Origin of the sequence: Nitrobacter sp. TKz-YC02 (genome assembly GCF_049852135.1) — a bacterium.
Classification (GTDB): Bacteria; Pseudomonadota; Alphaproteobacteria; order Rhizobiales; family Xanthobacteraceae; genus Nitrobacter; species Nitrobacter vulgaris.
Genome location: NZ_CP180728.1, coordinates 3,815,821 through 3,839,328, shown reverse-complemented (window position 1 = coordinate 3,839,328; position 23,508 = coordinate 3,815,821). Strand labels below are relative to the sequence as shown.

Genomic DNA, 23,508 nt, shown 5'->3' with positions numbered 1-23,508 from the left:
CATCAATATGGTTCCTGCCTCCTTCCTACCAAATTGACGCCAAATTCAGGCAGTCTAGAAGGAAACTCAAAGTTCCCGGTCATTTGAGAATGAAACGGTTATCTCGTCACTTTTAACGAGAAGTGTTTTTCATCGATTCAGCTACGCCAGTAACGATCCTCCCAATTGCGCGACAATTTCATGCCGGTCAGGATCAATCCGGCCATGGAGTAGGTTTGCGGGAAGTTCCCAAACAACGCGCCGGTTTTCGGATCGACATCCTCCGATAACAGCCCGAAGCGATTGCGATGCGCCAGCGCATCCACAAAGGCCTCACGGGCTTCCTCTCGCCGCCCGAGCGACCACCACGCATCAATCAGCCAGAACCGGCAGATTAGGAACGCAGTCACGGGAAGACCGAAGTCATCTTCTGCCGCGTAACGCATTACATGCTTTTCGCGCAGCAACTCGCGCTCCATGGCAGCGACAGTCTTGATGAATCGTGGATCGTCAACCTCGCAAACCCCGAGTTCGGGTAGCAACAGCACGCTCGCATCGAGATCGTCGGATCCGAATGCCGCGGTAAAGGCCTCGCGCTTCGGGTTCCACGCGCGATCGATCAGTTCGGCATGCAACGGATCAGCGATTGCATTCCAGTGCGCCGCGCGTTCTGGCAGGCCGAGCCGTTCCGCGATAGCCGCGAGTCGGTTGACGCCGGCCCAGCACATCGCTGCGGAGTGGGTATGGACACGCTGACGACCGCGATATTCCCAGATGCCGGCATCACTTGTCATCGCAACGCGGGCCGCCCTGTTGCCTAGCGATTCAAGCAGCGTGAACAGGCTTTCGTCACCGGGACGCGGTAACCGGCGATCGAAGAACAGCGGCAGCGCCGCCAGGATGGCGCTGCCATAGGTGTCGTGCTGCTTCTGGTCGACCGCGGCATTGCCGACACGCACCGGCCCGTCGCCGCGATAGCCTTGAAGATCGACGGCAGTCCACTCATCTAGCGGCAGATTCGGGACCACGCTGTAGACCGGCTTGAGATCCTCCTCGGCATTCGATGCGAGCGAGAGCGTAAAACCGATGAAGTCCTCCATCGTCCGCGTCGCACCGACGCGATTGAGCGCCTTCACAACGAAATAGGCGTCGCGTAGCCAGCAATAACGATAATCCCAGGTGCGGCCCGAGCCGGGCGCCTCGGGAATCGAGGTGGTATGCGCGGCGATGATGCCGCCGGTTTCCTCGAAGTTGGACAGCTTAAGCGTGATGGCCGCGCGGATGATGGCTTCCTGCCATTCATAGGAGATGTAAAGACGACGCACCCAGCTCAGCCAGTAGGTTTTGGTTTCGTCCGCAAAACGCTGGGCGGTTGACGCCAGATCGCCGGGAAATGCTTCGTCGTTGCCGAAGACGAGATACATCGGCCGCGTCAGAACGAACGGCGTTTCGTTTTCGATCAGAGCCAGCGGCGCGTCGGTGGTCACGCGGATCGCGGTGCCGTCTTCTTCGAAATAGCGGATGTGGTTGCTGCCCATCGAGTGCCGGACCATCGGTTTGCCGTAGGCGTGCGTCGGCCGGATGCGGATGGTGATCCGGGGCAGACCCGCGACAGGCTCGATGATGCGAAACAACTGCGGCGGCCGGAACATGCGGCCATATTGCCGGAAACGCGGCGCGAAGTCGGTGATACGCACGGCATTGCCGTGCGTATCGGTCAGGACGGTGGAGACGATCGCGGTGTTGCGAACATAGTCCGACTGAAAATCGGCCATGCCATCCAGCACGACATCGCTGAAACCTTTTTCTTCGTCCCCCGCGAGCAGGCGCGAAAATACCGGGTCCGAGTCAAAGCGCGGGAAACACCACCATACCAGCCGCGCGGTCGGATCGACGAGTGCCGCCGTCCGGCAGTTGCCGATGACAGCGAGATCGAGCCCATGATCGGTCATTCAGCGACCGCTCGTTCGTCGTCGAGCAGACGGGCCAGCCAGGCCCTGACGTTGCTGGGTGCTTGAAAATGGCCGTTCACGCCTTGGGCGCGCCGTCCGACGGAGAACGACAAGCCGTTCAGGTCTGGCATGATGGCAAAGACCGTTTCATCGGTTACGTCATCGCCGATGAAGACCGGCCGCCGTCCCTTGAACGGCTTATGCGACATCAGCTCGGTCACGCCGGTCGCCTTGGTAAATCCCGAATGCTTGATCTCGCAGACGAACTTGCCCGGCAGCACCTCTATGGCCGCGTTCGGCAGGTCGGCGCGTATTGCCGATACCCGATCATAGATCGCGCGTTCGACATCCGGCGCCTTTCTGAAATGGAGCGCCAGCGAGTAACCCTTGTTTTCTACCAGGATGCCGGGATGCAATTCGGCGATCGCTGCAAACCGTTGGATTAAATCCGGATTCATCGGCGGCGCATGCGCAGCCACGGCCTCGCTTTCGATCGAAATCCGCATCTCCGCACCGTGGCCACCGACAGCGGGAAACAGCATCGGTGCGAAGATCCGGTCGATATCGCTGAGCGATCGACCGCTGACCAGCGCCAGCGCGCCAGCCGTCCGCGACAACAGCCGCGACAGCGACGAAGCGAGCTTGGGAGGCACGTAAACCTCGTGGGGCGACGGCGCGAGATCGAGCAGTGTGCCATCGATATCGAGCAACAGCGCAGATGTACCGAGCGGCAGCGCGCGAGGCTCGGGGTCGTCGGTCACGGAAGCGGTTTTGTTCGGCACGTTTTCCATTACACCCTGATTCATCACACCATGATTCATCGTGACTCCACAACGGCAAGCGGCGACGCTACCGACTCGAGCGACTGCCGCTCGGCAGCGATTCCATATCGCCAGCCGATCAGCGCGGCTGCGATCATTAGCGCCGACCCGAAACAGTATCCGGCGAATACGCTGTCACGCGAGCCGCTGTCGATCAAGGCACCAAACAGCGTCGGGCCGGCGACGCCGCCGATTGCGGTTCCCACAGAATAGAACACCGCGATCGCCAGCGCCCGCACTTCAAGGGGAAAGGTCTCGCTCACGGTCAGGTAGGCCGAGCTGGCGGCCGGCGAAGCGAAGAAAAAGATGACCATCCACGCGATCGTCTGGGTCTGTGCGGTCAGAACGCCGGTGGCGAAGAGATAGCCCGTTATGGCGAGCAGAACGCCGGAGATTCCGTAGGTGAACGCGATCATCGCGCGGCGTCCGACGGTATCGAACAGCCGGCCGAGCAGCAATGGTCCGAGAAAATTACCCGCCGCGAACGGCAGAAGGTACCACCCGATCCGCTCCGCCGGAATGTTGTAGAAGGTCGACAGCACCAGCGCGTAAGTAAAGAAGATCGCATTGTAGAAGAACGCTTGCGCGGTCATCAGCGCAAGGCCTACCAGCGAGCGTTGCCGATACGTTTTGAACAGCGTCCGCGCCACCTCGCGCAGCGGTGTGTGGCTGCGCATCCGAAGCCTGATCGTCGGCCAGACCCCTCCGGTGGGTGCATCGGAATGGCGAACTGCTATCCGTTCGATGCCGGCGACGATGCCCACCGCTTCGTCCGGCCGTCCGTGAATCATCAGCCAGCGGGGGCTTTCCGGGATCCACAGTCGCATCACAAACACCACAAGTCCCAAGACTGCGCCGGTGAGAAACGCGAGCCGCCACCCCAGTTCCGGATCGATGACTTGTGGGTCGAGCAGCACGATCGCACCTACCGCGCCAAGAGCGGCGCCAATCCAGAAACTGCCATTGATGGTCAGGTCGGTCCAGCCACGGTACCGCGCTGGCACCAGTTCCTGGATCGTCGAATTGATCGCGGTATATTCGCCGCCGATGCCTGCCCCCGTGAGAAACCGGAACAGCGCGAAGCTGGCGACATCCCAAGACAGCGCGGTCGCCGCCGTCGCGGCTAGATAGAGCGTCAAGGTGATGAAAAAAAGTTTCTTGCGCCCGATGCGATCCGTCAGCCAGCCGAAGCCCAGCGCCCCAAGCACAGCTCCGACAAGATAAGCGCTGCCGGCGACGCCGATATCGAGGTTGCTGAAGCGAAGGGTGGGACTGTCCTTGAGCGCGCCGGACAGCGCGCCTGCGAGCGTTACCTCCAGCCCGTCCAGTATCCAGGTGATTCCAAGGGCGGTCACGACCCGCGTATGAAATTGGCTCCAGCGCAGGCTGTCGAGACGCGCGGGAATGTCTGTCTCGACGATCCGGTCCTTCGGTTCCTGCAATGATAACCTTTCAGTCGTCAGAACACGTTGCCCGGCCGGCTCTCCCCGCCGTTCGCAAGCAACGATCAAGATTGAGCTAATGCTCAGGCTCGCTCAGTGATATTCCACATGGGTCCGTTGGCAATCCGCCGCTGCTGGCAGGCCCTGTTCCCGCCTGTTGGCTGACCAGAAACGCGCCACTCCGGTCCCTAGTTCCCCGATTTCGAAGGCCTGTTGACCTCGTCCCCGTCGTTATTGATGTGCGTCCATGCCTTGAATAATTTTGAACGAACTTCCGCCGAGCGGCGTCAAATCAGGAAGTTCGGGCGGCAGGTCACCCATAGAATGCTGCGCAACAACACTATCGTGTGGCGGACCAATGAACAGAAAGGGAGATGATCATGTGGGTTCAGACGATTTCCGGAAAAAGGCTGAGGGCGGCCATTCTGGCGTCCGGCCTGGTTGTGATCGCCGCACCACAGAAGGCCTCGGCCGGCGACCTTTCCGCGCAGCAGATTATCGACGGACTTAAGACTTCGAAGACGCGTAGCCTGAGCGCGCCAACACGGCCAGCGCTGAGCCCCAGCGATCTGGATTTCGTCAGGAACGTGCGCGGCAAGACCCGCTCGCTGTCCATGGGCGACCGCGATCACCTGGCTGAGATTGCCGCCCAGCGCCCGAAGATCGATCTGGATATTAACTTCGATTTCGATTCCGCGGCCGTGACGCCGCGGACCGAGCCGCAATTGCACAGCCTTGGGAAGGCGCTGACGAGCGACGAGCTGGCAGGCTCCGTCATCATGCTCGGTGGCCACACTGACGGCAAGGGCTCCGATGCCTACAATCATGACCTCTCTGAACGCCGCGCTGAAGCCGTGAAGCGATTCCTTATTGAGACATATAAGATTCCGGCGGAAAATCTGGTCGCGGCCGGATATGGAAAAGAGGGATACAAGAATTCTGCAGACCCGTTCTCTCCGGAAAACCGTCGCGTCGAGGTCGTCAACATGGCGGCGAAAGAGCAGGCCGCGAATAAATAATGCTGATATTGCGCGTGCCGCGCTTATGCCGCACACCATGTCGCTGACATGACTACGCAGCCCGATGTAGTCGTCGATGCGCAAGCCTTGTATTTTGCCGGCCGTTGACAGCTGCCGCGTCGTTGGTTTGAAAATGCGGATCGCGTAAGATAAGGTCACCACGGCGCGGGCTGGAACGGCGTCTGACTTTGGACGGTCGTCGCATGAACATTCGAGTTGCGGTGCTGGCCGTGTGGACGCTGACGATGGCGCTTGCGATGGCGCCGGCGGTCGCATCGGCCGCGACCGACGGAAGCACGCGGATTGCGCTTGTCATCGGCAACGCCGTCTATCCGGACAGCGAAGCGCCGCTCAAGGAGCCGATCAACGATGCCCGCGATGTTGCCGCCGAACTCAAGCACGACGGCTTTGATGTCGAAACAGGTGAAAATCTGACCGGCGAAGCCATGCGCCTCGCGCTAAAGCGTCTATACACCCGCATCAAGCCTGGCAGCGTCGCGCTGATCTTCTTCAGCGGATACGGTATCCAGTCCGGACGCCAAAGCTACCTCATTCCGGTCGACGCACAACTCTGGACCGAAGCGGATGTGCGCCGTGACGGCTTCAGCCTCGAGACCATTCTGGGTGAGATCAACAATCGCGGTGCAGGAGTCAAGATCGCGTTGCTTGACGCCTCCCGCCGCAATCCGTTCGAGCGCCGCTTCCGCAGCTTTTCGGCCGGTTTGGCTCCGGTGATCGCGCCGAACGGAACGCTGGTGATGTATTCTGCGGCGCTGAGTTCGGTGTCCAGCGATGCCGGCACCGATCACAGCCTGTTCGTCAGCGAATTGCTGAAGGAGATCCGCGTCCCCGGCCTGACAGCCGAGGAAACGCTGAATCGCACCCGTGTCGGGGTGACGCGAGCCTCGCGCGCTGAGCAGGTGCCGTGGATTTCGTCGTCTTTGGCCGAGGATTTCCATTTTATTCCCGGCCGGGATGGCCAGCCAGATGTCGCCGCAGCGCCATCGTTGCCGCCCAGCCCGCAGACCGAGGCTTTATCTCCACCCGTTCCGTCGTCTCCGCCCGCACCGACACCTGTTGCGTCGGCGCCTCCGACGCCCAAAGCCTCATCGGGCCAAGCCAAACCTCCGGCGGAACCTCCGCAGCAAACCCGGGATGACGGAAAGACCGCGCTGGCTTTGGCGGACGATCCAACGATCAAATCGTTGACGACCAGGATCGCCGCCAAGGCAGACGACGCCAACGCACTGTATCGGCGTGGGCAGGTCTATGCCAGCAAGGGCGCCTATGCACTCGCCATCAAGGATTTCGATGCGACGATCCGACTCAATCCGAAGGACGTTGAGGCCTACAACAATCGCTGCTGGACCCGGACTGTGATCGGCGAGTTGCCGTCCGCGCGGCGAGACTGCGACGAGGCTCTCCGGTTGAGGCCGGATTTTGTGGATGCGCTGGACAGCCGCGGCCTGCTCAACCTGAAGAGCGGCGCGAACAAGGACGCGATCGCGGACTTCGATGCGGCGCTCAAGATCAACCCCAGGCTGACCTCCTCGCTTTACGGCCGGGGCCTTGCCAGGCGGCGCAGCGGCGCCGTCGCGGAGGGTAACCTTGACATCGCCAACGCCAAGGCAATGGATCCGGACATCGCGAAGGAGTTTACCGGATACGGCGTGCGCTGAGGTCGTGTACCTGCACGGCGATGATTTCGACCCGTTTGTTTTGCGATTGCGGATGCGCCGTATAGGTTGTCGCCGTATCGAGACACGCGGCGCGTTCAATGTGAGAATTGCAGGGTGAGGCAACTTTCGGATTCAGGATTTCGGCCGCGGTGCGCGCATAAGCTCGTCTCCGGCCTGCTTTTGGGCGCAATGGTGGCGACTATCGGCCTCGTGAACTCTTTGTACGCCGCCGACGACACCGGGTCATCCGGAGGCGCCCTCGTGACGGTAGCCCGCGCGACCAATGCCTGCTTTTCCGACATGGTTCGTGTGACCGGCTTCGTTGTTGCACGCCGGGAAGCGGTGGTCAGCCCCGACTCGGAAGGATCGCAGGTCACCGACGTGCTTGTCCGCGAGGGCGACACCGTCGCACTGAATCAGGAACTGGCCCGGCTGACGCCACCCCCCGGCGGAAAATCAGGATCGGCGGTGCGCGCGCCTGCTGCGGGCCTCGTCACCCAAGTCGGTACCGCCGTCGGAGCGCCGGCCTCGCTGCGAGCCGGGCCGATGTTTCGGATTGCAGTCAATAATGAGGTTGAACTGGATGCCGAGGTGCCGTCGATTCATGTGCTCAAGCTCAACCCGGGCGCGAGCGCGCGCGTCAGCCGCGAGGATGGGCCCGATCTGGTCGGGCACATCCGGCTGGTTTCGCCCGAGATCGATCGCAAAACCCAAATGGGTCATGTCCGGCTGTCCTTGAGCGAAGATCCGACGTTGCGGATCGGAATGTTCGCCCGCGCCAGCATCGACGCCAAGCGCAGTTGCGGCGTAGCCATTCCCCGCTCCGCGATCGATCACCTGACGGTTCAGGTGGTCAACGGAGATGTCGTGGAGACGCGGCGCGTTCGCGTCGGACTGACGTCCGACGTCGCCGTCGAGATCCTGGAAGGATTGAAAGTCGGAGAAATCGTCGTGGCCGATGCCGGCACGTCGCTGCATGACGGCGATCGGGTCAAGGCCATATTCCCCGATGATCACGATCGATTGCGAGCACGTTGATGGCCTCCAATATTTCCGCCTGGTCGATCCGGCATCCGCTCCCGTCCGTCCTCTTCTCGATAATATTGCTGATACTGGGCTGGGTCAGCTTCACCAAGCTCGCGATCACACGGTTGCCGAGCGCGGATATCCCTGTGATCTCTGTGGCGGTCTCGCAGTTTGGCGCTGCGCCCGCCGAACTCGAGTCACAGGTCACCAAGACCATCGAGGATGGCGTCTCGGGCGTCGAGGGCGTCCGTCATATTTCGTCCTCGATCACAGATGGCTTGTCGCTGACCACGATTCAGTTCGCGCTCGAGACCAATACGGATCGTGCGCTGAACGACGTCAAGGACGCCGTGACGCGGGTCCGCGCCAATCTCCCGCAGAACGTCAACGAGCCGCTGATCCAGCGTGTCGACGTCATCGGGTTGCCGATCGTCACCTATGCCGCGATCTCGCCCGGCAAAACGCCCGAACAACTGTCATACTTTGTCGACGACGTGGTCAAGCGGGCATTACAAGGCGTCCGTGGCGTCGCCCAGGTCGAGCGCATCGGCGGTGTCGAGCGTGAAATTCTGGTGTCGCTCGATCCGGATCGCCTGCACGCGGTGGGACTGACGGCGGTCGATGTCAGTCAGAGGCTGCGTGGTATCAACGTCGATGTCGCCGGAGGACGGGCGGAGATCGGACAGAACGATCAGGCGATCCGGACCCTAGCCGGCGCCAAGACCCTCAACGAGCTGGCAGGCACGATGATTTCTCTGCCGGGCGGCAGCGAAATCCGTCTCGACGATCTCGGCACGGTGACTGACACTATCGCAGACCGTCGGACCTTTGCCCGCTTCAACGGCCAGCCGGTGGTCGCGCTCGGCATCAAACGCTCCAAGGGAGCGAGTGACGTTGTGGTGGCGAAGGCCGTGCAGGATCGGATCGACGCGCTGAAAGGGCAATATCCCGACGTCGATCTGAAGCTGATCGACTCCTCCGTCGAGTTCACAAAAGGCAACTATGAGGCGGCAATCTCGACCCTGTTCGAAGGCGCGACGCTCGCCGTCATCATCGTTTTCCTGTTCCTTCGCGACATCCGCGCCACCATTATCGCCGCGATCTCGCTGCCGTTGTCGATTTTCCCAGCCTTCTGGGCGATGGACATCCTCGGCTTCTCGCTGAACCTGGTCAGCTTCCTCGCCATCACACTTTCAACCGGAATTCTCGTCGACGACGCCATCGTCGAAATCGAGAACATCGTGCGCCATATGCGAATGGGCAAATCGCCCTACCGCGCCGCGCTCGAAGCGGCCGATGAAATCGGCCTCGCGGTGATCGCGATCAGCCTCACCATTATCGCGATTTTCGCGCCGGCGAGTTTCATGTCGGGCATCGCGGGGCAGTTCTTCAAACAGTTCGGCATCACGGTGTCGGTGCAGGTGTTCTTCTCGCTGTTGGCCGCGCGTTTGGTGACGCCCGTACTCGCCGCTTACTTCATGAAGGACCATCCGCATGATCCGCCGCCGCCGGGTCGCGTGCTGCGCGCCTATATCAGCCTCGTTACCTGGTCGGTGCGGCACTACATCATCACCGTCCTGATTGGCTTCGCGGTCTTTGCTGCCTCGATTTGGAGCATCAAGCTGTTGCCGCAGGGTTTCTTGCCGGCGCAGGACACCGCGCGCTCGCTGCTGGCGATGGAGCTGCCGCCGGGGTCGCAGCTCGCTCATACCGAAAAGGTGACGGAAGAGATCGCGTCGCGGCTGCGCAAGCGGCCGGAGGTGATGAGCGTATTCGTGGACGGCGGGCGCGTGCCGCCAGGACTGCAGGAGGTGCGCCGTGCATCCCTGATCATCAACTACACCCCGAAGCAAGACCGCAACATCACCCAGCGGGAACTGGAACTCTCGATCGGGGAGGAACTCGAAAGTGTTCCCGACATCCGTTACTGGTTCCTTGACGAGAATGGCTTGCGCGCGGTCTCGCTCGTGGTGACCGGACCCGACATCGGCATCGTCAGCAATGTTGCGAATGAGTTGGCGACTCAGATGAAGCGCATTCCGCTGATTGCCAATGTCACGCCGGAGACGTCGCTCGACCGTCCCGAACTCAGAATCCAGCCGCGAGCCGATCTCGCCGCGCGTCTCGGGGTATCGACCGAGCAACTCTCGCAAACCATTCGCGTAGCGACGATCGGCGACGTTGGCCCGGCGTTGGCGAAGTTTGATGCCGGTGACCGTCAGGTTCCAATCCGTGTGCAACTCGAAGAGGACGCGCGCTCCGATTTGAAGATGCTGGAGCAGATGCGCGTGCCGATCGGTGGCGGCCGCGGTCATGTCCCGCTTTCCGTCGTTGCCGATATCAGGCTGGATCAAGGCCCCACCAACATCAACCGCTACGACCGCGAGCGGCAGGCCACCGTCGCGGCCGACCTCGTCGGCACGGCCGCGCTCGGCGACGCGACCAAGAGGATCAACGATCTGCCGGTGATGAAGACCCTGCCCAAGGGCGTGAAGGTCAGTCCTTCGGGCGACGCCGAGAGCCTGAACGAGCTATCTGAAGGATTCGCAACAGCGATCACGGCCGGACTGATGATGGTTTATGCGGTTCTGGTGCTGCTGTTCGGCACGTTCCTGCAACCGATCACCATCCTGTTCTCGCTGCCGCTATCGATCGGCGGCGCGATCATGGCTCTGCTGCTCACCGGTAAGCAGCTCACGACACCCGTCTGGATCGGCATCCTGATGCTGATGGGCATCGTCACAAAGAACGCGATCATGCTGGTGGAGTTCGCGGTCGGATCAATCCGCGGAGGCCGCGCGCGGGAAGAGGCGATCATTGATGCCGGCATGAAGCGCGCCCGTCCGATCGTCATGACGACCGTCGCGATGGTCGCGGGCATGATGCCGAGCGCGCTGGCGTTCGGCGCCGGCGGTGAATTCCGCTCGCCGATGGCGCTCGCGGTAATCGGTGGCCTGCTGTTTTCGACGATGCTCTCGCTCGTGTTCGTGCCTGCGATGTTCCTGCTGATGGATGATGTCGGCAAGTTCATCTGGCGTCACAGCAAACGGCTATTCACATCAGGCGATGTCATTGAGCCTGCAGCCGCCGAACAAAAAACGCCAAACGCCGCCTCGCTTCCGGGCGCCGAATAGGTGCCATAGCCTTTCTGTTTCAGAAGCGGGTTTTCAGATTCTGATCTGACGCGTCTCTGACGAATGTCAAATTCATTCCACTAGCTCTTTTCGGCCAGTTTGACACGACATCTCCATATTCAACGCGGAATCACATTGCTGTTCAATTTCTGACGGTTTGCATGCAAGGACGCGCTGTTTCGAGATGGCAAGAGCATTAAGAATCGCAGGCGTCGTCGCAGCCAGCCTGATCGCGATCGTCATCGTGATTCTCGTAACCGGATTTCCTTCCGGTTACGTCGCGTCGCTGGTGCAGGACCGGATCGAGCGCGACACGGGGTGCCGGATTGCGATCAACGGCACGATCGGAATTGACCTATGGCCTTCGCTCGGATTCGCGCTGCGTCATGTTACGCTCGATCGTCCTGGAAAGACCGCGACGGATGCGCAGTTTGCCGTGGAGGAAATCCGCGCTGCTCTCGAGCCTGCGAGCCTCCTGTCGGGGACTTTAAAGATCTCGGAATTGAATATCGACCGCCCCACGCTGCGGGTGCCGCTGCTTCGTGAACTCACCGGCAGCGGCGTTTCATCCAAGTCGGACCGGGCCGGAGAGACAGCGGAAGACAGTACGGAATTTCCGGTTGACCGGGTGACGGTTTCAAACGGCGCGATCGTTTTCTTCGATCCGCAAACCGGCTGGGAGAATCGCGTCGATGGTGTGAACGCGAGCGTGACGCTTGGTGCTGACCGGCGAATCAACATCAGGGGCGAGGCGCGTCCCGGCGACCGTTCGCTGACATTCACCATTGCAGCATCGCCGCCTGCAGGTTTACTCGGGCGTCGAAATATCCCGACCGAATTGAAGCTCGAGATTTTAGGTGCGCCGCCCCGCCGACTGACAGCCAGGGCCGAGGTCCGGATCAACGGGGAAATGCTTCTCATCAATGGCTTGTCCGGATCGTTCGACGACGGAAAGTTCAACGGCTGGGCATCGGTCGATCTTTCGAGCAAGCCGCTTGTGAAAGTCGATCTCGATTTTCAGCGGCTCGACCTCGGCGCAGCAGCGAGCCAGCCTTCGGCACCGCGCTCCGGCGCGCAACCATGGAGCGATGCGCCGATCGATGTCAGCGGGCTAAAGTATGTCGACGCGCAGGCGACGATTTCAGTGGCGGAACTGAATATCGGCCGAGCGCGCTTTGCGCCGGCTCAGGTCGACGCCGCCATTGATCGCGGCGTGTTGAAAGCGTCATTTTCGAACCTCGGCGCCTATGACGGGCGAGCTAATGGCAGCCTGTCGATCGACGCGTCCTTGAACGATCCGTCCTACGCGCTCAAGGGTGACGTGAGCGGTGTTCGCGCGCTGCCGCTGTTGTCGAGCCTTGCCGACTTCGACAATGTCGATGGCAGGATGCGGGCGACAGCCGACGTCCGCGGCACTGGCGTCAGTGCGCGCGCGATCATGTTGAGCCTCACTGGGACAGCTTCGATCGACGTCCGCGACGGCGCGATCCGCAACCTCAACATTGCGAAAATGATCCGTGCGTTGACGTCCGGTACTCTGTCGGGGTGGCAGGAACGCCCTGATCAGACCACTGACATGTCGCAACTCAGCGCAACCGCGACCATCGCGAAAGGACAGGCCACCACGAACGACCTGTTTCTAACCGGCCCACTTGTGCGGATGAGCGGCGCCGGCACCTTCGATCTCGGCTCGAAGACGCTGGCATTGCGGGTCGAGCCGAAACTCGTCATGACCACCGAGGGCCAAGCGGGTCGCGCCGATCCGATCGGCCTCGGCATTCCGATTGTCGTGCAAGGGGCATGGAGTGAGCCGCGCATCTATCCTGATGTGGCCGGCATTCTGGACGATCCCGACGCGGTCGATGCGAAGCTGAGGGAATGGGGGCAGGGATTGTTCGGCCGCAGCGGGAGCGGCAGTTCTGACCGGTCCGGCCCCAGCATCGGAGAGACCCTTGATACCTTGATCCGGCAGGGTCTCGGCGCAGGAACCGATCCCGCTCCCGACAGACCGCCCGCTACAGGCAAGCCTTCTCAAGGACCGTCGCACCAGAACGTGCCATCCCGAGACAAGCCGCCGCCTATCGATGAGATCATGAAACAACTGTTCGGCCGCTAGAGCGTTTTCGAGCGAAGTAGATCCGGTTCGCGTGAAGAAAATGCGTCCAATCAAAATATTGAGTCCGATTCAACTGCGTTGAATCAAACTCTCTGTTGCAGGATCGCAATGGCGCGCCGGACGTGGAGACGCATTACCACATCGTCTGCCGCGCGCGCTCGAGCCAGGCCTTGTCATATTCCTCGCCGCCGACGCGGCTCTTGCTCATCTCCGCGAGGATTTCTCCAGGCGTCGGCAAGGTCTTGAGATCGACGTGCCGGCCGGGATCCCAGAGGTACGAACGGATGATGGCGCGCGCGCACTGAAAGTAAATTTCCTCCACAGTCATGACGATGACCGAACGGGGCGTTTTGCCTTCGACGTCAAACGACGCGAGCAGCTCGGGGTCGGCTGACACCAGCGCGCGGCCGTTGACGCGCAGGGTGGTGCCGGATCCCGGGATCAGAAACAGAAGCGCGGCCCTTGGATCGCGGATGAGATTTCGCAGCGAATCGATGCGGTTGTTGCCGCGCCGATCCGGAATGATCAACGTGAGATCGTCATGAACCCGAACGAAGCCGGGCAGATCGCCGCGCGGCGAGCAATCAAGCCCTTCCTCCCCGCAGGTCGCCAAGATGGCGAACGGAGAGCTTTCGATCAGCGCGCGATAGGACGGCGTGATCCGATGCGCCACCTTGATCGTCGCCGCCTCGCCCGGCTGGCCATAAATGGCCTCGAGCTGCTCGATCGTCTCGATGGCGGTCACCACGATTGCTACTCCCTGCGCTGAGACGGCCTCTTCTGCCGTGGATGATGGTCCAGTTGGAATGCCATCCTATACAGCGCGGCGCGCGTCTGTGAAACTGCGTGCCCCGAGCCTGGCGATGTTGTGAACGGTCCACGCGGCACCCTCATGGATCGCGCAATAGTTGTCGGGCAGGAGTCCGCCTCCATTCCAGCAGCGGCGCCATGTCCCGGTTTGGCCGGATCGTCTTTGAGCCACCGGCACTCACGTGGTTACGCTGTCGACTTAAGCCGCATAATCCGGAGCACATCAAAAATCAGCACAATCAACTGCGCTCCGCCGTAAATCAAAAACGCGAAATAAAATTTCGGCTGCCCGCCGTCCGCGGCGGAGGCCAATGCTCCCGCTGCCACGGCAATTATAGCGCTCACGGCATTGACGCACACGGCCTTGCCGATTGTGTCTGGCCACTTCCTGGCAACCAGCCCGACCAGCCGCGATATCAAGTAGGTCGCCACCAAAGCCACAACGATAATAAAGAGCATCGATCCTCCGACTGAATCCGAAATGAAGTAAGCGACGGCCCCGTCGCTAAATTAGTCTCCTCTTTTTAGCGAAGTGATGCAGGATATCTACTCCGGAGCCATAAACTTCCCCATACCGGATGCTGTTCGCTGTCGCTTCCGAAAGCCACGCCCTTGTTGGGCGCCGTGTCGTTACGGCGGGCTGTATGCCGTCGTCACGCGAAGATGAATTTCCGCATTTTAGCTCTCCGTCGGTTAAACGATGGTTCCAGACCCTTGTGCGGTTAACTCGGAGCGCCAGATTTTCTGGTGATCGATCCGACATCAGCCTCCGCGAGGAGCGCTAAATTATTGAGATCAGAACCAGTGAAAAGCGCGCCAAATTGGCGGCAAACTTGCCAAGACAACCTAGCCAAGGCAGGTGCGCAGCGAGTGCTCAGGCATGGCCAACACCACGGCATGCGTCGTCGGTCCGAAGCTTGCGCTAGCCATCTTGCTAACCACGCCATACCAACACCGGCCATACAAATACCCTGGGTCAGAGACAATCTGCGGGCGGCCTCGGGAACCGAGGTCTGCTCGCGTCAATTCAATATGTCCGCATTCTCGCCGCGATTGCCGTGCACCACGCTTCAATCGTGGGGACACCTGCACATTGCCACATCATGTTCACCAACCGTCGCTCGCGTGCCGCCGCGCTGTGTTACGCGCGTTTGCAAGCGCCGCCTGCACATTGACTCTCGGCGCGTCCGTCGGCGGCTGCACCAGTGCCGCTCTCTCCTCCGGCGGCGCGACCTTCGATGCCGCCGAACTCTCCACCAATCCGACGCTTCTCGTTGCCACCACGCGCAAGCCTGTGAACGGTGCGCGTGCCAAGCCATGGTATGGGTCTGAACGAGCCGCGCGACTGAACGTCGCTCGCGCCAAGCTCACACCGCCAAGCGGGGGGCGCTTCTCGCTCAATGCCGTCGGGCTGGACGATTGGCGCCTGGACGCAATCGAGCCGACCAGCCAAATCGGCGACCTCTACGCTGAGCCGGGCGGCACCCGTGACGTGCTTATCTACGTGCACGGCTTCAATCAGACCTTTGAAAACGCGGCGCTCGACGCCGCCCGAATCTCCGAAGGCATCCGCTTTCGCGGCGAGACTATGGTGTTTTCCTGGCCTTCGAAAGCGAGCCTGCTCGACTACGGCTACGACCGAGAGAGCGCGATGTGGTCACGCGACGCGCTTGATCAAGTGTTGACCGGGTTGATGGCGAGTCCGGTCACTGGTCGCATCCACATCGTGGCGCATTCAGTCGGCACCATGCTGACGATGGAGGCGCTGCGCCAGATTTGCGCGCGACAGCCGGCGGCAGGCGATCGCATCGGAGCCGTTGTCTTCGCTTCGCCCGACATTGACCTCGATGTCTTCACCTCCTCGGTCGAGCGCGTCGGTCCGCTCGCCGGGAAGATCACGGTCGTCACCGCTACCAACGACCGCGCGTTGGCTCTCTCGGGCTTCCTGGCGGGTGGCATTACCCGCGTCGGCGCTGCCGAAAAGGCCAAACTTGAGCAACTTGGGCTGCGCGTCATCGACGCCTCGGCGCAGGGTTGGGGCTTTATCAACCACGACCTGTTTCTGTCTAATGCGAAGGTCCGTCAGGTCATTCGACGCGCCGTTGACGGACGCCCCCCGGTTGACGGGGCCTGAGGCGGCGTCCTGACTGCGCATGATACCGCATTAGCGTCTGCTGATAGCGGCTTGCGACCCCCCCCCCCAACATGCTGGTGGTAATCTTAGATCACCACTGCCGACCGGATCGAAACCTGCGGGAATCTGCAGGCGCGGCATCCTGTCACGTCAGGCCAAAAAGCTTTATGAGAATGAGACTGACGACGAGCCCCAGCACCGTCGCCATGATCTTGATTTGACGCAATGCTCTCCCGTTATGAAAGGCGTTGCTTGCCGCGGCCATAAGGAGTTCGCGGTCCGTCATGGAATCGAAGTCGGGGTCAAGCGATTTGTCGGCCTGAGCTTTGGGCGCTTCGACGCGTGTCTGGTCGTGGTCGGAGGTCGTGGGAGTTGCCATATGAGACTGACTTTCGATCTTTCGACGGAGGATGACGATCTGTGTCGGCAGAGCTTCGGCAGTTCACTTTAGATAATGGAGTGATCGCATGTCAGAAGCTGTGGTTAGCTCAAATGGATATAGTTACTGCAACGATGACTGTCTGCCTCTGTCATATCTGATAGCGCGAGCTGGACCAGTCACCATCCCGAATTACTCGGCTTTAGTTGGTTTGGCCAGATTTAAGGTCGTGTAGACCGACTACATGGGCGCCCCATATTTGAAAAGCGCGATGACGGGTCGTGGTTCAAGCGAGAGCGACTCACGCTTCCGACTTTAACAGAAACGGAAAGACGTTGGGCGCATCGCTGTGATCGTCATCCTCACGTTGCGCTGGCGCTCGCCAATCATCAACCGCGTCCCTCGTCGTGGCGATGGCTGAAGCAAGAAGTCGGGCCGTCAAATTACCGGAGAGGAAGCGAGTTGAGTCAAGAGCTTTACGTTCGAAGCCGCGTGCGATGCTCGAAAGTGAAATCCCTATGCAGAATGCGCAGGGGTGCTCCGACGCTGGCGTGGGAAGTAAATGAAGCGATGTATAGTAAGAGATACATTCCCTTTGACGGAAGAAAACTCGCCGGAAGGCCGGCGGCTTGCGTCGCGGATCGTCGTCCGAACGATTGATGTGCGTGAAGGGGAATTCAGAAAGAAAAGAAAATGATGACAGATGCAGATAAAATAGGGTTTGGAAATCGCCTTGCAAAACTTGTCGCTGACAAGCGTTGGACAGAAGCGGAATTTGCCCGCAAAGTATCGAAGCTGTTTCGCGGCACTCAGGATTTCCGCCGTTGCGAGATCTCACTCTACATGCGCGGCATTCAGTTTCCGGATCCTTCGCGTCTGAAGGCGATTTGCGACACACTCGGAGTTGAAGAAAAAGCGCTGAGACAAAAGTTCGCGTCGACGTAAAGCGCGAGTCGAAGCACAACCCCGCTCCGGCGGGGTTTCTCGTGCTGTTTGCAAAGATTGAGGTTGGTTGGGAGCGTGAGCTTATTGCAGCGCGGCCATGGCATGGTCGATCGACCGGGTCGACGCGACTGAATTGGCGCCGCTGGTCCTGAAAGGCTTCCCTTGTCCGATCGCGGCCGTCGAGATTCATCGCTGGCGAGATCACGCTGAGGGCGAACCTGTACGCTAGGCTGCAGGCCGGAGACGATCGTGCTGGTTGTTGAAACGCGATCGTGGCTTGATTATAGCGTTCTCAAGCGAAGTGGGTCGCGTTCTCGCAGCGATTTTCCCGGAAAGAGTCTTTGATCAATGTCCACGAAACTTCCGGGTCCGTACTACATTACAATGCAGGCTCTCGCTCTCGCCGTTGTGCTGGTGGCAACCGTCATTGCTCCGTCGGGATTGTCCGCGGATGAACAGGCTGCTCCGAATGCGGCCGCCGTTAGTGTCCTGAAAGCCACCAGATTCTGCTTCTTGGCGAGCGTCCAGGTAACGGGAATCCTGATCCCGAAGAATGAGACCGCGGTACGGCCGGAGCGGCCGGGCTTGAAGGTCGCTGAGGTTCTGGCAGAGCCGGGACAGAACGTCACCGCCGGGCAGGCGCTTGCCCGCGTTACTCGGCCCGAAGGCGGAACGATCCAGGTTTCTTCTCCGGTGGCGGGACTCGTTAGCCGTTCGTCTGCCGAGATCGGGGCGGTGGCGTCGGGCAAGGGGGAGGCGTTGTTCAATATTGTCACAGGCAACGAGTTCGATCTGGTGGGTCAGGTGCCGAGCAGCGACCTGGCGAAGCTCGCGGTCGATCAGACCGTTAAGGTCAAGGCCGTCGGTGCCGGCGAAATGGACGGCAAGGTCCGACTGATCGCGCCGACGGTCGAACCGAACAGCCAACTCGGGCAGGTCTTTATCTCCGTTGACCCCAGCAAGCACCTGTTGGTCAATGCGTTTGGCCGCGCGATCATCAAGACCGGCGAAAGCTGCGGCATTGCGGTGCCCCTGACCGCGATCCTGTATGGAAACGCGGGCGCAGTGGTTCAGGTCGTCCGGCGCCAGCGTGTTGAAATGCGGCACGTCGAGGTTGGATTGCGATCGGGAGGGCAGGTTGAGATCCGCGAGGGATTGTCGGAAGGCGACGTTGTGGTGGCGCGCGCGGGCGCCTTGCTACGCGAAGGCGATCCGGTCAGACCGATCGCCATGGAAGCGAGTGCGGCCCGCTAGATCTCTCCCGGATTTCGGGAGTGGGTTGCCGCGGTGAGCGCTCCTCGTCCAAGGAAAGGATCGGGCGACGGTTTCGATCTCTCGATGCTGGATCGGCCGAAGCGTCTGCCTCACGGCAGGACAGGTCTTTTCGAGCGGAAGTGGCTACCGGTTCGCGTGAGGGAAACGCGTCAACGAAAACAGAGAACCCTGCTTCTAATTCAATCAGAGTAGAGGGCTCTCATCGCTAGCTATAGCCCTTTGTGCACGGCCACCGCCGCATCAGACCTGAAAGGCACGCCCTGAGCCAGCGAGGACGACACGGTTGGGACCTGTTCCCCTTCGCTCGCACGCGAAACCGCTACGCGAGTCCTGCTGAAAACGGCTTCGGCGTCCGCATCCGGCTTGTCGAGACTCTTGAGCAATTCAGCCATCAGCAGGCTGTATTGTCCGCTCGATTCGTCGATGACCCGTCCTGGCGTGGCCGAGGACATGATCAGCGCGTTGTCCGGTACGTTGATCGGCGCAAGACCGTGCGAGTAGGAGCGAAAGCGCCGTTCATACGGATTGCGCCGCGATGCGTCGATCACGGCGAGCTTGACCTTGGCGGCGCGCTCCTTCATCGCCCCGAGAACGGTTTCGATGGAGAGCCCGTCGCGCCGAACGTCGGCTTCCTTCCAGATCTGCGCATTGACCGGGATCATGTAGCTCTCGCGCCCAGACTGAATGCCGAACCCGCTGAAGAACAGCAGCGCCGTCGTATCTGGACCGATCTTTGATTCCAGACGGCGGACCGCGCGGGACATGTCGTCCTTGTCGGCGTCCTCGACCATGATGACGTCGAAGCCGTCGCGCCGCAGAACCGTTGCCAGCGCCCGGGCATCGTTGAGGGACTGTTTCAAGGGCTGGTTCGCATCCGGGTAGTGCCCGTTGCCGATCACCAGCGCGACCCGCGACGACTTGACGGCGATGCTGCCGGTCGTGTCCTCGACGTCGAGGGCCTTCGCGACCTCCAGGCTGCGCTTGTTAAAGGCTGCATGGGCTCCGATCGCCAGCGATACCATCCCGACGAAGACTGCGGCCAATGTGAAGGACCGTGGGGAAACGCGAAACTGCCCGAACTTCATAACAATCAATTCCTGGTCGCGCTCAATTGCGCTTGTAAGTCGCGCCAACGCCAGATTGGTTTCAGGGAGCGTCTGACCTATTGCGGTCAATTACGCTCGTTTTGCGGCACCGCAGCATAAGAAAGGGTCATACATCGCGGCTCCTCAATGAACAACATGAAACCTTTATTTATTGGAAACACAATTGGTTAAGCAACGTTACGGCCGCGAAAGTTAGGAGGGCCGGACGTCCGATAATCAAGCAGGTGTTACCGATGGCCGGATGCCGTGGCTTGGTGGTCGCCATTTGTTATTTTTCACTATTCGTGTAATTTTTCCAATAGCTTGGCTGGAACAAGCCTAGAGCGTGCATGGGGACGCCGAAAGAAAATGACTGCTCGCCATGTGGCCGGCGCTGTCTACCGCGCGCTGACGAACCGTAAGGACGGCCCAACACTGTACGATGTGTGCGATCCTGTGCTGTTGCGCCACCAGGGTGGCGACGGCCATCTCGCCAGATTCTACAAGACCGCGCTGGCGAATCCGGCACTGCGCCCGCTGTTGCGGCGCGCCGGCCTGCCAGAACTGAGGGACCAGACCTGTTTTCAGGAACTGCAAAACGCGCTGCGACAAGCGCGGGACGATGAATCACCAGATTGGGCGACGATCGGCCGACCGGTGGCTGCATTGCTGGACACGGTGACTTTGAATCATCCCCGGCCCGGAGCAATGTCCCGCTCTGCGCCGGAGCCGAGCCTTGCCGATATCGAGCGCGTTATCCGGACCTGCGGCGCGCATCTGCTTCAATCATTCCGAAACAACGGGTTCATCCCCACCTTTGCGGCGTTCAATCTGATCGGCGATCCCGATCTGCGTGGTCGGGATTTTCTCGCCGCCCTTACCGGGCTCGACGCGCGCGGCTACAAGAACTCGACGCTGCTCTTTAATCTAGCGCGGGTCTTCATTGCGCGGTCGCCGGCACGCGAGGTGATCAACCCGCCGTGGCGCGGCATCGCCGAACCGATGTGGGAGCCGGTTCAGATCCGCCATCGCTCGGCCTATTACGATGCATTCTTCACCGAGGCGCTGTTGAGTTTTGCCGAAACCGGTCTTGCCACGCTTGCGGAAACCGATGCGATCCGCCGCGCGAGCAATGAGATGATCGATTTCTGCCTTCAAACCAGCCGCGAGGAGGTGTTCTCGCGCGACGGTAGCCGGGTCAGCGTGATCACGGCGCTGGCGCCGAATCCCCATCCGCGGTTCAGCCGGTTTTTCACACACATCAAGCAGAATCTCGGCTTCGGCATTTACGTCCCGGACTGCGATACCACGGCCTGTTCGTTTTCGGTCGCCACGCAAGTCGGCTCGAACGATCCGATCCTCGATCAGCCCTTGCTCGATTTCTACGCCGGCTATCAGGTCGATAGCGGCGCCAATGAACCGCTTGTGACCGTGCCATTGAACGACAACATTGATTACGACGGCGGCATCGTCACCTGGATCGACAATCTCGCGGGCGACCGTCCTTACGGCAACGATCTCGATCCTACCCTCAATCTCGATGTCCTCGAGGTCAGCTTCCGCAACTGTTCGCGGTGGCGCATTCTTGAGACGCCGCGACGCTTGCAAACGGTGCAGCGGATCATCCGCTTCCAAAAACGCCTGGTCGAGAGCGGCGCGTTCAGCGATCCCAGATCGCATATCTACTATCTGCCGGAGCTCTATTGCGCCTACTTCGGACGCTGTTACGCCGCATTCGCGATGCTGCCGGATGCGACCCGTCAGGCGATCGATCCCGATGACAGCTTCGGCTACATGCGCGGCCGGGTTCTGGTATATGTGCAGGACATCCTGATCGCCGCCGAAATGAACGCGTTCGATGCGGCGCTGGCGCTCATCGCCTTAGGTCATCTCGGCGCGGATCGGGCGGCTTTCACGCCTGCGCTGAACTGCATCGTCAGCCACGCCGGCGAAGGCGGGCGGCGCGGACCCTTCAGGGCTTATGAATGGAACAAGATGAAAACTCCGACCCGCATCGTGGTGGGTGGTCCGGAGGTGACCTCCGCCTTCGTGCTGATGGGGCTAGCGCTGGCACGCAAGGCGATGAAACCTGAGGCCAGCGACACGTCCGGAGCGTGCCGCTAAGGATGCTCTGCCAAGTCCTTTTACGAGGAGGCAAAGCGCTAGCGAGTGACTCCCCTGACGCGCTAACCCGATGCACCGTAAGGGAAGGCGAACGGTCGGTACCGATAGTCCCCTTGGCCAAAATTTGCTCCGCACGCTCCGGAAGAATCGTCACTCAGCGGCATGGTGGCTCGCGAGCGAAACTCACTTCCGTTTGACTTAGATCAAGGCCAATCGTCGCCCGATGTCCCAAGTCCGGGACTGGCCGGAGGAAAACAGGAAGACGTCCAGTGATCAGGTTCGAGCTTCTCAGCGATGCTGGCGTGCTGGTTGTGGAGCCGAAAGGCGCACTTTCGGCTGAAGATTTCCGTGAAATTTCCGGAGGGATAGACCCCTACATTCGCGAGAAGGGCAAGCTGACTGGATTGCTAATTGAGGCAGCGTCATTTCCCGGATGGGACAGTTTCGGCGCGCTTATTGAGCATTTGAAATTCGTACACGACCACCACCGCAACATTGATCGCGTTGCCATTGTTACGGACGATGCCTTTTTGAAAATCGCCCCCACGATAGCACAACACTTTGCTCATCCTGAGATTAGGGTCTTCGCCAGTGGAGAGAGGGTCAAGGCGCTCGAATGGTTACAAAACCTAGCGCCGTAACTTCATCTGTTATCGCAATCTACCTATGTTTGCGACTATTCGGAGGTAGATTATGAGCAATCACTACTGGGTAACGGCCGTCCGCAAGAGCAAAGGCGTCTTCACAGACGAAGGCAGGTACCCGGATGAGGCCGCTGCTATCGTAAGGCTGGCAGAACTCGGCGAGAATCCGGATTGTTTAATTGCGGAAGTAACTGAGTGGCTCGACAGTTCGTCTCCGCAAAGTGGAATAGTCGTCGCGCAGTCCGAGAGATTCGACGGAGAGTGGGTCCGCGTGGAAGGTGATTTGCGAACCCGCACAGAGGGTGGCGAAGCTGAGAGTGTCCTGAGGGCCGCCAAAGGTGGGTGAGATCATGACGGCGAACAACGCGCATCGTATTCTCAAAGGCCGTGCACGGCGAGAAGCCGCCGCCGATCGGCAATCCGGGGCACAATTGGGGAAAGCGGAAACTGGCGAGGGATCGGTGAGAGACGTGGCCTTAGCCCGCTGCCTAAGCAATGTCGTCTGACTGCGGTAACGCAGCAGATTGGTTTTGAAATGAACCGGCGCGCGCATAGGCCAGCGCTGGCTGGTCACTGGGCTATCGAGACCAAAAGCCGAGATCTGAAAACCATTGATCAAGGAGATGATACGCGGGATCGGGTTTCACCTTACAGAAAGCGCCACTTTGGAATGTTGATCTCGGACATGAGCGAACCTCATATCCGGTTTCGATAGCTACGCAGAATCTCCCATTAAGGACGTAACCGGTAGGGCAGGTTCCACTCTCCGAGATATAGCTATTATCAGCCAGAGCTGGCGTCACAGACATCAAAACAGCAATGGCAATAATCGTCTTCATGCCACGACCGCTCAGGGTCCAAAAGCGCCGTCCGGTGCTAGGCATACCCATCCCTCTTATTGTTTGTGCGCCCACGAGGGACGCCGCTCCGAATTATCGCCAACG

The 23,508-nt window shown here is 60.3% G+C and carries 18 protein-coding genes; 11 read left to right on the top strand and 7 right to left on the bottom strand.

Features of this window, described 5'->3' with window-relative positions; all coding sequences use genetic code 11:
• Nucleotides 1-137 precede the first annotated feature (137 nt).
• The 3 genes from ACM561_RS18425 to ACM561_RS18415 are packed head-to-tail and all read right to left on the bottom strand — an operon-like array spanning nt 138 to nt 4,194.
• Nucleotides 138-1,931, bottom strand: a complete 1,794-nt coding sequence (locus ACM561_RS18425) for a glycoside hydrolase family 15 protein (protein WP_425907022.1) — start codon at nt 1,929-1,931, stop codon at nt 138-140.
• Nucleotides 1,928-2,737 carry a trehalose-phosphatase gene (gene otsB / locus ACM561_RS18420; protein WP_425909828.1) on the bottom strand — a complete coding sequence of 270 codons (810 nt, stop codon included), beginning with the start codon at nt 2,735-2,737 and terminating at the stop codon, nt 1,928-1,930. The genes ACM561_RS18425 and otsB overlap by 4 nt, the downstream gene beginning before the upstream one ends.
• An 11-nt stretch (nt 2,738-2,748) precedes the next feature.
• Nucleotides 2,749-4,194: an MFS transporter gene (locus tag ACM561_RS18415; protein WP_425907020.1), complete on the bottom strand. Its 1,446-nt coding sequence runs from the start codon at nt 4,192-4,194 to the stop codon at nt 2,749-2,751.
• A gap of 380 nt (nt 4,195-4,574) precedes the next feature.
• Between ACM561_RS18415 and ACM561_RS18410 the strand changes: the two genes are divergently transcribed.
• From ACM561_RS18410 to ACM561_RS18390, 5 genes are all read left to right on the top strand, one after another.
• Nucleotides 4,575-5,213, top strand: a complete 639-nt coding sequence (locus ACM561_RS18410; RefSeq protein WP_425907018.1) for an OmpA family protein — start codon at nt 4,575-4,577, stop codon at nt 5,211-5,213.
• 203 nt (nt 5,214-5,416) lie between these two features.
• Entirely contained in the window at nt 5,417-6,892 is a 1,476-nt protein-coding gene (locus ACM561_RS18405) for a caspase family protein (protein ID WP_425907016.1), read from the top strand.
• Nucleotides 6,893-7,081: 189 nt separating this feature from the next.
• Nucleotides 7,082-7,930, top strand: coding sequence for an efflux RND transporter periplasmic adaptor subunit (locus ACM561_RS18400; protein ID WP_425907014.1), 849 nt, complete (start codon nt 7,082-7,084; stop codon nt 7,928-7,930).
• A complete protein-coding gene (locus ACM561_RS18395) occupies nt 7,930-11,052 on the top strand; it encodes an efflux RND transporter permease subunit (RefSeq protein ID WP_425907012.1) in 3,123 nt (1,040 codons plus the stop codon). The genes ACM561_RS18400 and ACM561_RS18395 overlap by 1 nt, the downstream gene beginning before the upstream one ends.
• Nucleotides 11,053-11,236: 184 nt before the next feature.
• Nucleotides 11,237-13,168 (top strand): AsmA family protein, encoded by a 1,932-nt coding sequence (locus ACM561_RS18390; protein ID WP_425907010.1) that lies wholly within the window; start codon nt 11,237-11,239, stop codon nt 13,166-13,168.
• Nucleotides 13,169-13,301: 133 nt separating this feature from the next.
• Here ACM561_RS18390 and ACM561_RS18385 read toward each other — a convergent pair whose 3' ends face one another.
• On the bottom strand, nt 13,302-13,913 hold the full coding sequence (locus ACM561_RS18385) for a pyridoxamine 5'-phosphate oxidase family protein (RefSeq protein ID WP_425909827.1): 612 nt from the start codon (nt 13,911-13,913) through the stop codon (nt 13,302-13,304).
• A gap of 251 nt (nt 13,914-14,164) precedes the next feature.
• Nucleotides 14,165-14,437, bottom strand: coding sequence for a hypothetical protein (locus ACM561_RS18380; protein WP_425907009.1), 273 nt, complete (start codon nt 14,435-14,437; stop codon nt 14,165-14,167).
• Between the two features lie 679 nt (nt 14,438-15,116).
• Between ACM561_RS18380 and ACM561_RS18375 the strand changes: the two genes are divergently transcribed.
• A complete protein-coding gene (locus tag ACM561_RS18375) occupies nt 15,117-16,112 on the top strand; it encodes an alpha/beta hydrolase (RefSeq protein WP_425907007.1) in 996 nt (331 codons plus the stop codon).
• 145 nt (nt 16,113-16,257) lie between these two features.
• Here the strand turns inward: ACM561_RS18375 and ACM561_RS18370 are convergent, their stop codons facing one another.
• A complete protein-coding gene (locus tag ACM561_RS18370; RefSeq protein ID WP_425907006.1) occupies nt 16,258-16,491 on the bottom strand; it encodes a hypothetical protein in 234 nt (77 codons plus the stop codon).
• 693 nt (nt 16,492-17,184) lie between these two features.
• Here ACM561_RS18370 and ACM561_RS18365 point away from each other — a divergent pair.
• Both ACM561_RS18365 and ACM561_RS18360 read left to right on the top strand, forming a co-directional pair.
• Nucleotides 17,185-17,436, top strand: a complete 252-nt coding sequence (locus tag ACM561_RS18365; RefSeq protein WP_425907004.1) for a hypothetical protein — start codon at nt 17,185-17,187, stop codon at nt 17,434-17,436.
• Nucleotides 17,437-17,784: 348 nt separating this feature from the next.
• Nucleotides 17,785-18,690 carry an efflux RND transporter periplasmic adaptor subunit gene (locus ACM561_RS18360; RefSeq protein ID WP_425907002.1) on the top strand — a complete coding sequence of 302 codons (906 nt, stop codon included), beginning with the start codon at nt 17,785-17,787 and terminating at the stop codon, nt 18,688-18,690.
• A 230-nt stretch (nt 18,691-18,920) separates the two neighbouring features.
• On the opposite strand, the gene ACM561_RS18355 is transcribed toward ACM561_RS18360, so the two are convergent.
• On the bottom strand, nt 18,921-19,796 hold the full coding sequence (locus tag ACM561_RS18355) for a caspase family protein (protein ID WP_425909825.1): 876 nt from the start codon (nt 19,794-19,796) through the stop codon (nt 18,921-18,923).
• A gap of 369 nt (nt 19,797-20,165) precedes the next feature.
• Between ACM561_RS18355 and ACM561_RS18350 the strand changes: the two genes are divergently transcribed.
• The 3 genes from ACM561_RS18350 (at nt 20,166) to ACM561_RS18340 (ending at nt 22,910) form a co-directional block, all read left to right on the top strand.
• Nucleotides 20,166-21,920: a hypothetical protein gene (locus ACM561_RS18350; protein WP_425907000.1), complete on the top strand. Its 1,755-nt coding sequence runs from the start codon at nt 20,166-20,168 to the stop codon at nt 21,918-21,920.
• Nucleotides 21,921-22,189: 269 nt separating this feature from the next.
• On the top strand, nt 22,190-22,561 hold the full coding sequence (locus tag ACM561_RS18345; protein WP_425906999.1) for an STAS/SEC14 domain-containing protein: 372 nt from the start codon (nt 22,190-22,192) through the stop codon (nt 22,559-22,561).
• Nucleotides 22,562-22,613: 52 nt separating this feature from the next.
• Nucleotides 22,614-22,910 (top strand): hypothetical protein, encoded by a 297-nt coding sequence (locus tag ACM561_RS18340; protein ID WP_425906998.1) that lies wholly within the window; start codon nt 22,614-22,616, stop codon nt 22,908-22,910.
• The last annotated feature ends 598 nt before the right edge of the window (nt 22,911-23,508 follow it).

Coding starts and splice junctions, on each gene's coding strand:
- ACM561_RS18425 (WP_425907022.1), bottom strand. CDS start 1,931: ATGACCGATCATGGGCTCGATCTCGCTGTCATCGGCAACTGCCGGACG.
- otsB (WP_425909828.1), bottom strand. CDS start 2,737: ATGAATCAGGGTGTAATGGAAAACGTGCCGAACAAAACCGCTTCCGTG.
- ACM561_RS18410 (WP_425907018.1), top strand. CDS start 4,575: ATGTGGGTTCAGACGATTTCCGGAAAAAGGCTGAGGGCGGCCATTCTG.
- ACM561_RS18405 (WP_425907016.1), top strand. CDS start 5,417: ATGAACATTCGAGTTGCGGTGCTGGCCGTGTGGACGCTGACGATGGCG.
- ACM561_RS18400 (WP_425907014.1), top strand. CDS start 7,082: ATGGTGGCGACTATCGGCCTCGTGAACTCTTTGTACGCCGCCGACGAC.
- ACM561_RS18395 (WP_425907012.1), top strand. CDS start 7,930: ATGGCCTCCAATATTTCCGCCTGGTCGATCCGGCATCCGCTCCCGTCC.
- ACM561_RS18390 (WP_425907010.1), top strand. CDS start 11,237: ATGGCAAGAGCATTAAGAATCGCAGGCGTCGTCGCAGCCAGCCTGATC.
- ACM561_RS18380 (WP_425907009.1), bottom strand. CDS start 14,437: ATGCTCTTTATTATCGTTGTGGCTTTGGTGGCGACCTACTTGATATCG.
- ACM561_RS18370 (WP_425907006.1), bottom strand. CDS start 16,491: ATGGCAACTCCCACGACCTCCGACCACGACCAGACACGCGTCGAAGCG.
- ACM561_RS18365 (WP_425907004.1), top strand. CDS start 17,185: ATGATGACAGATGCAGATAAAATAGGGTTTGGAAATCGCCTTGCAAAA.
- ACM561_RS18360 (WP_425907002.1), top strand. CDS start 17,785: ATGTCCACGAAACTTCCGGGTCCGTACTACATTACAATGCAGGCTCTC.
- ACM561_RS18355 (WP_425909825.1), bottom strand. CDS start 19,796: ATGAAGTTCGGGCAGTTTCGCGTTTCCCCACGGTCCTTCACATTGGCC.
- ACM561_RS18350 (WP_425907000.1), top strand. CDS start 20,166: ATGACTGCTCGCCATGTGGCCGGCGCTGTCTACCGCGCGCTGACGAAC.
- ACM561_RS18340 (WP_425906998.1), top strand. CDS start 22,614: ATGAGCAATCACTACTGGGTAACGGCCGTCCGCAAGAGCAAAGGCGTC.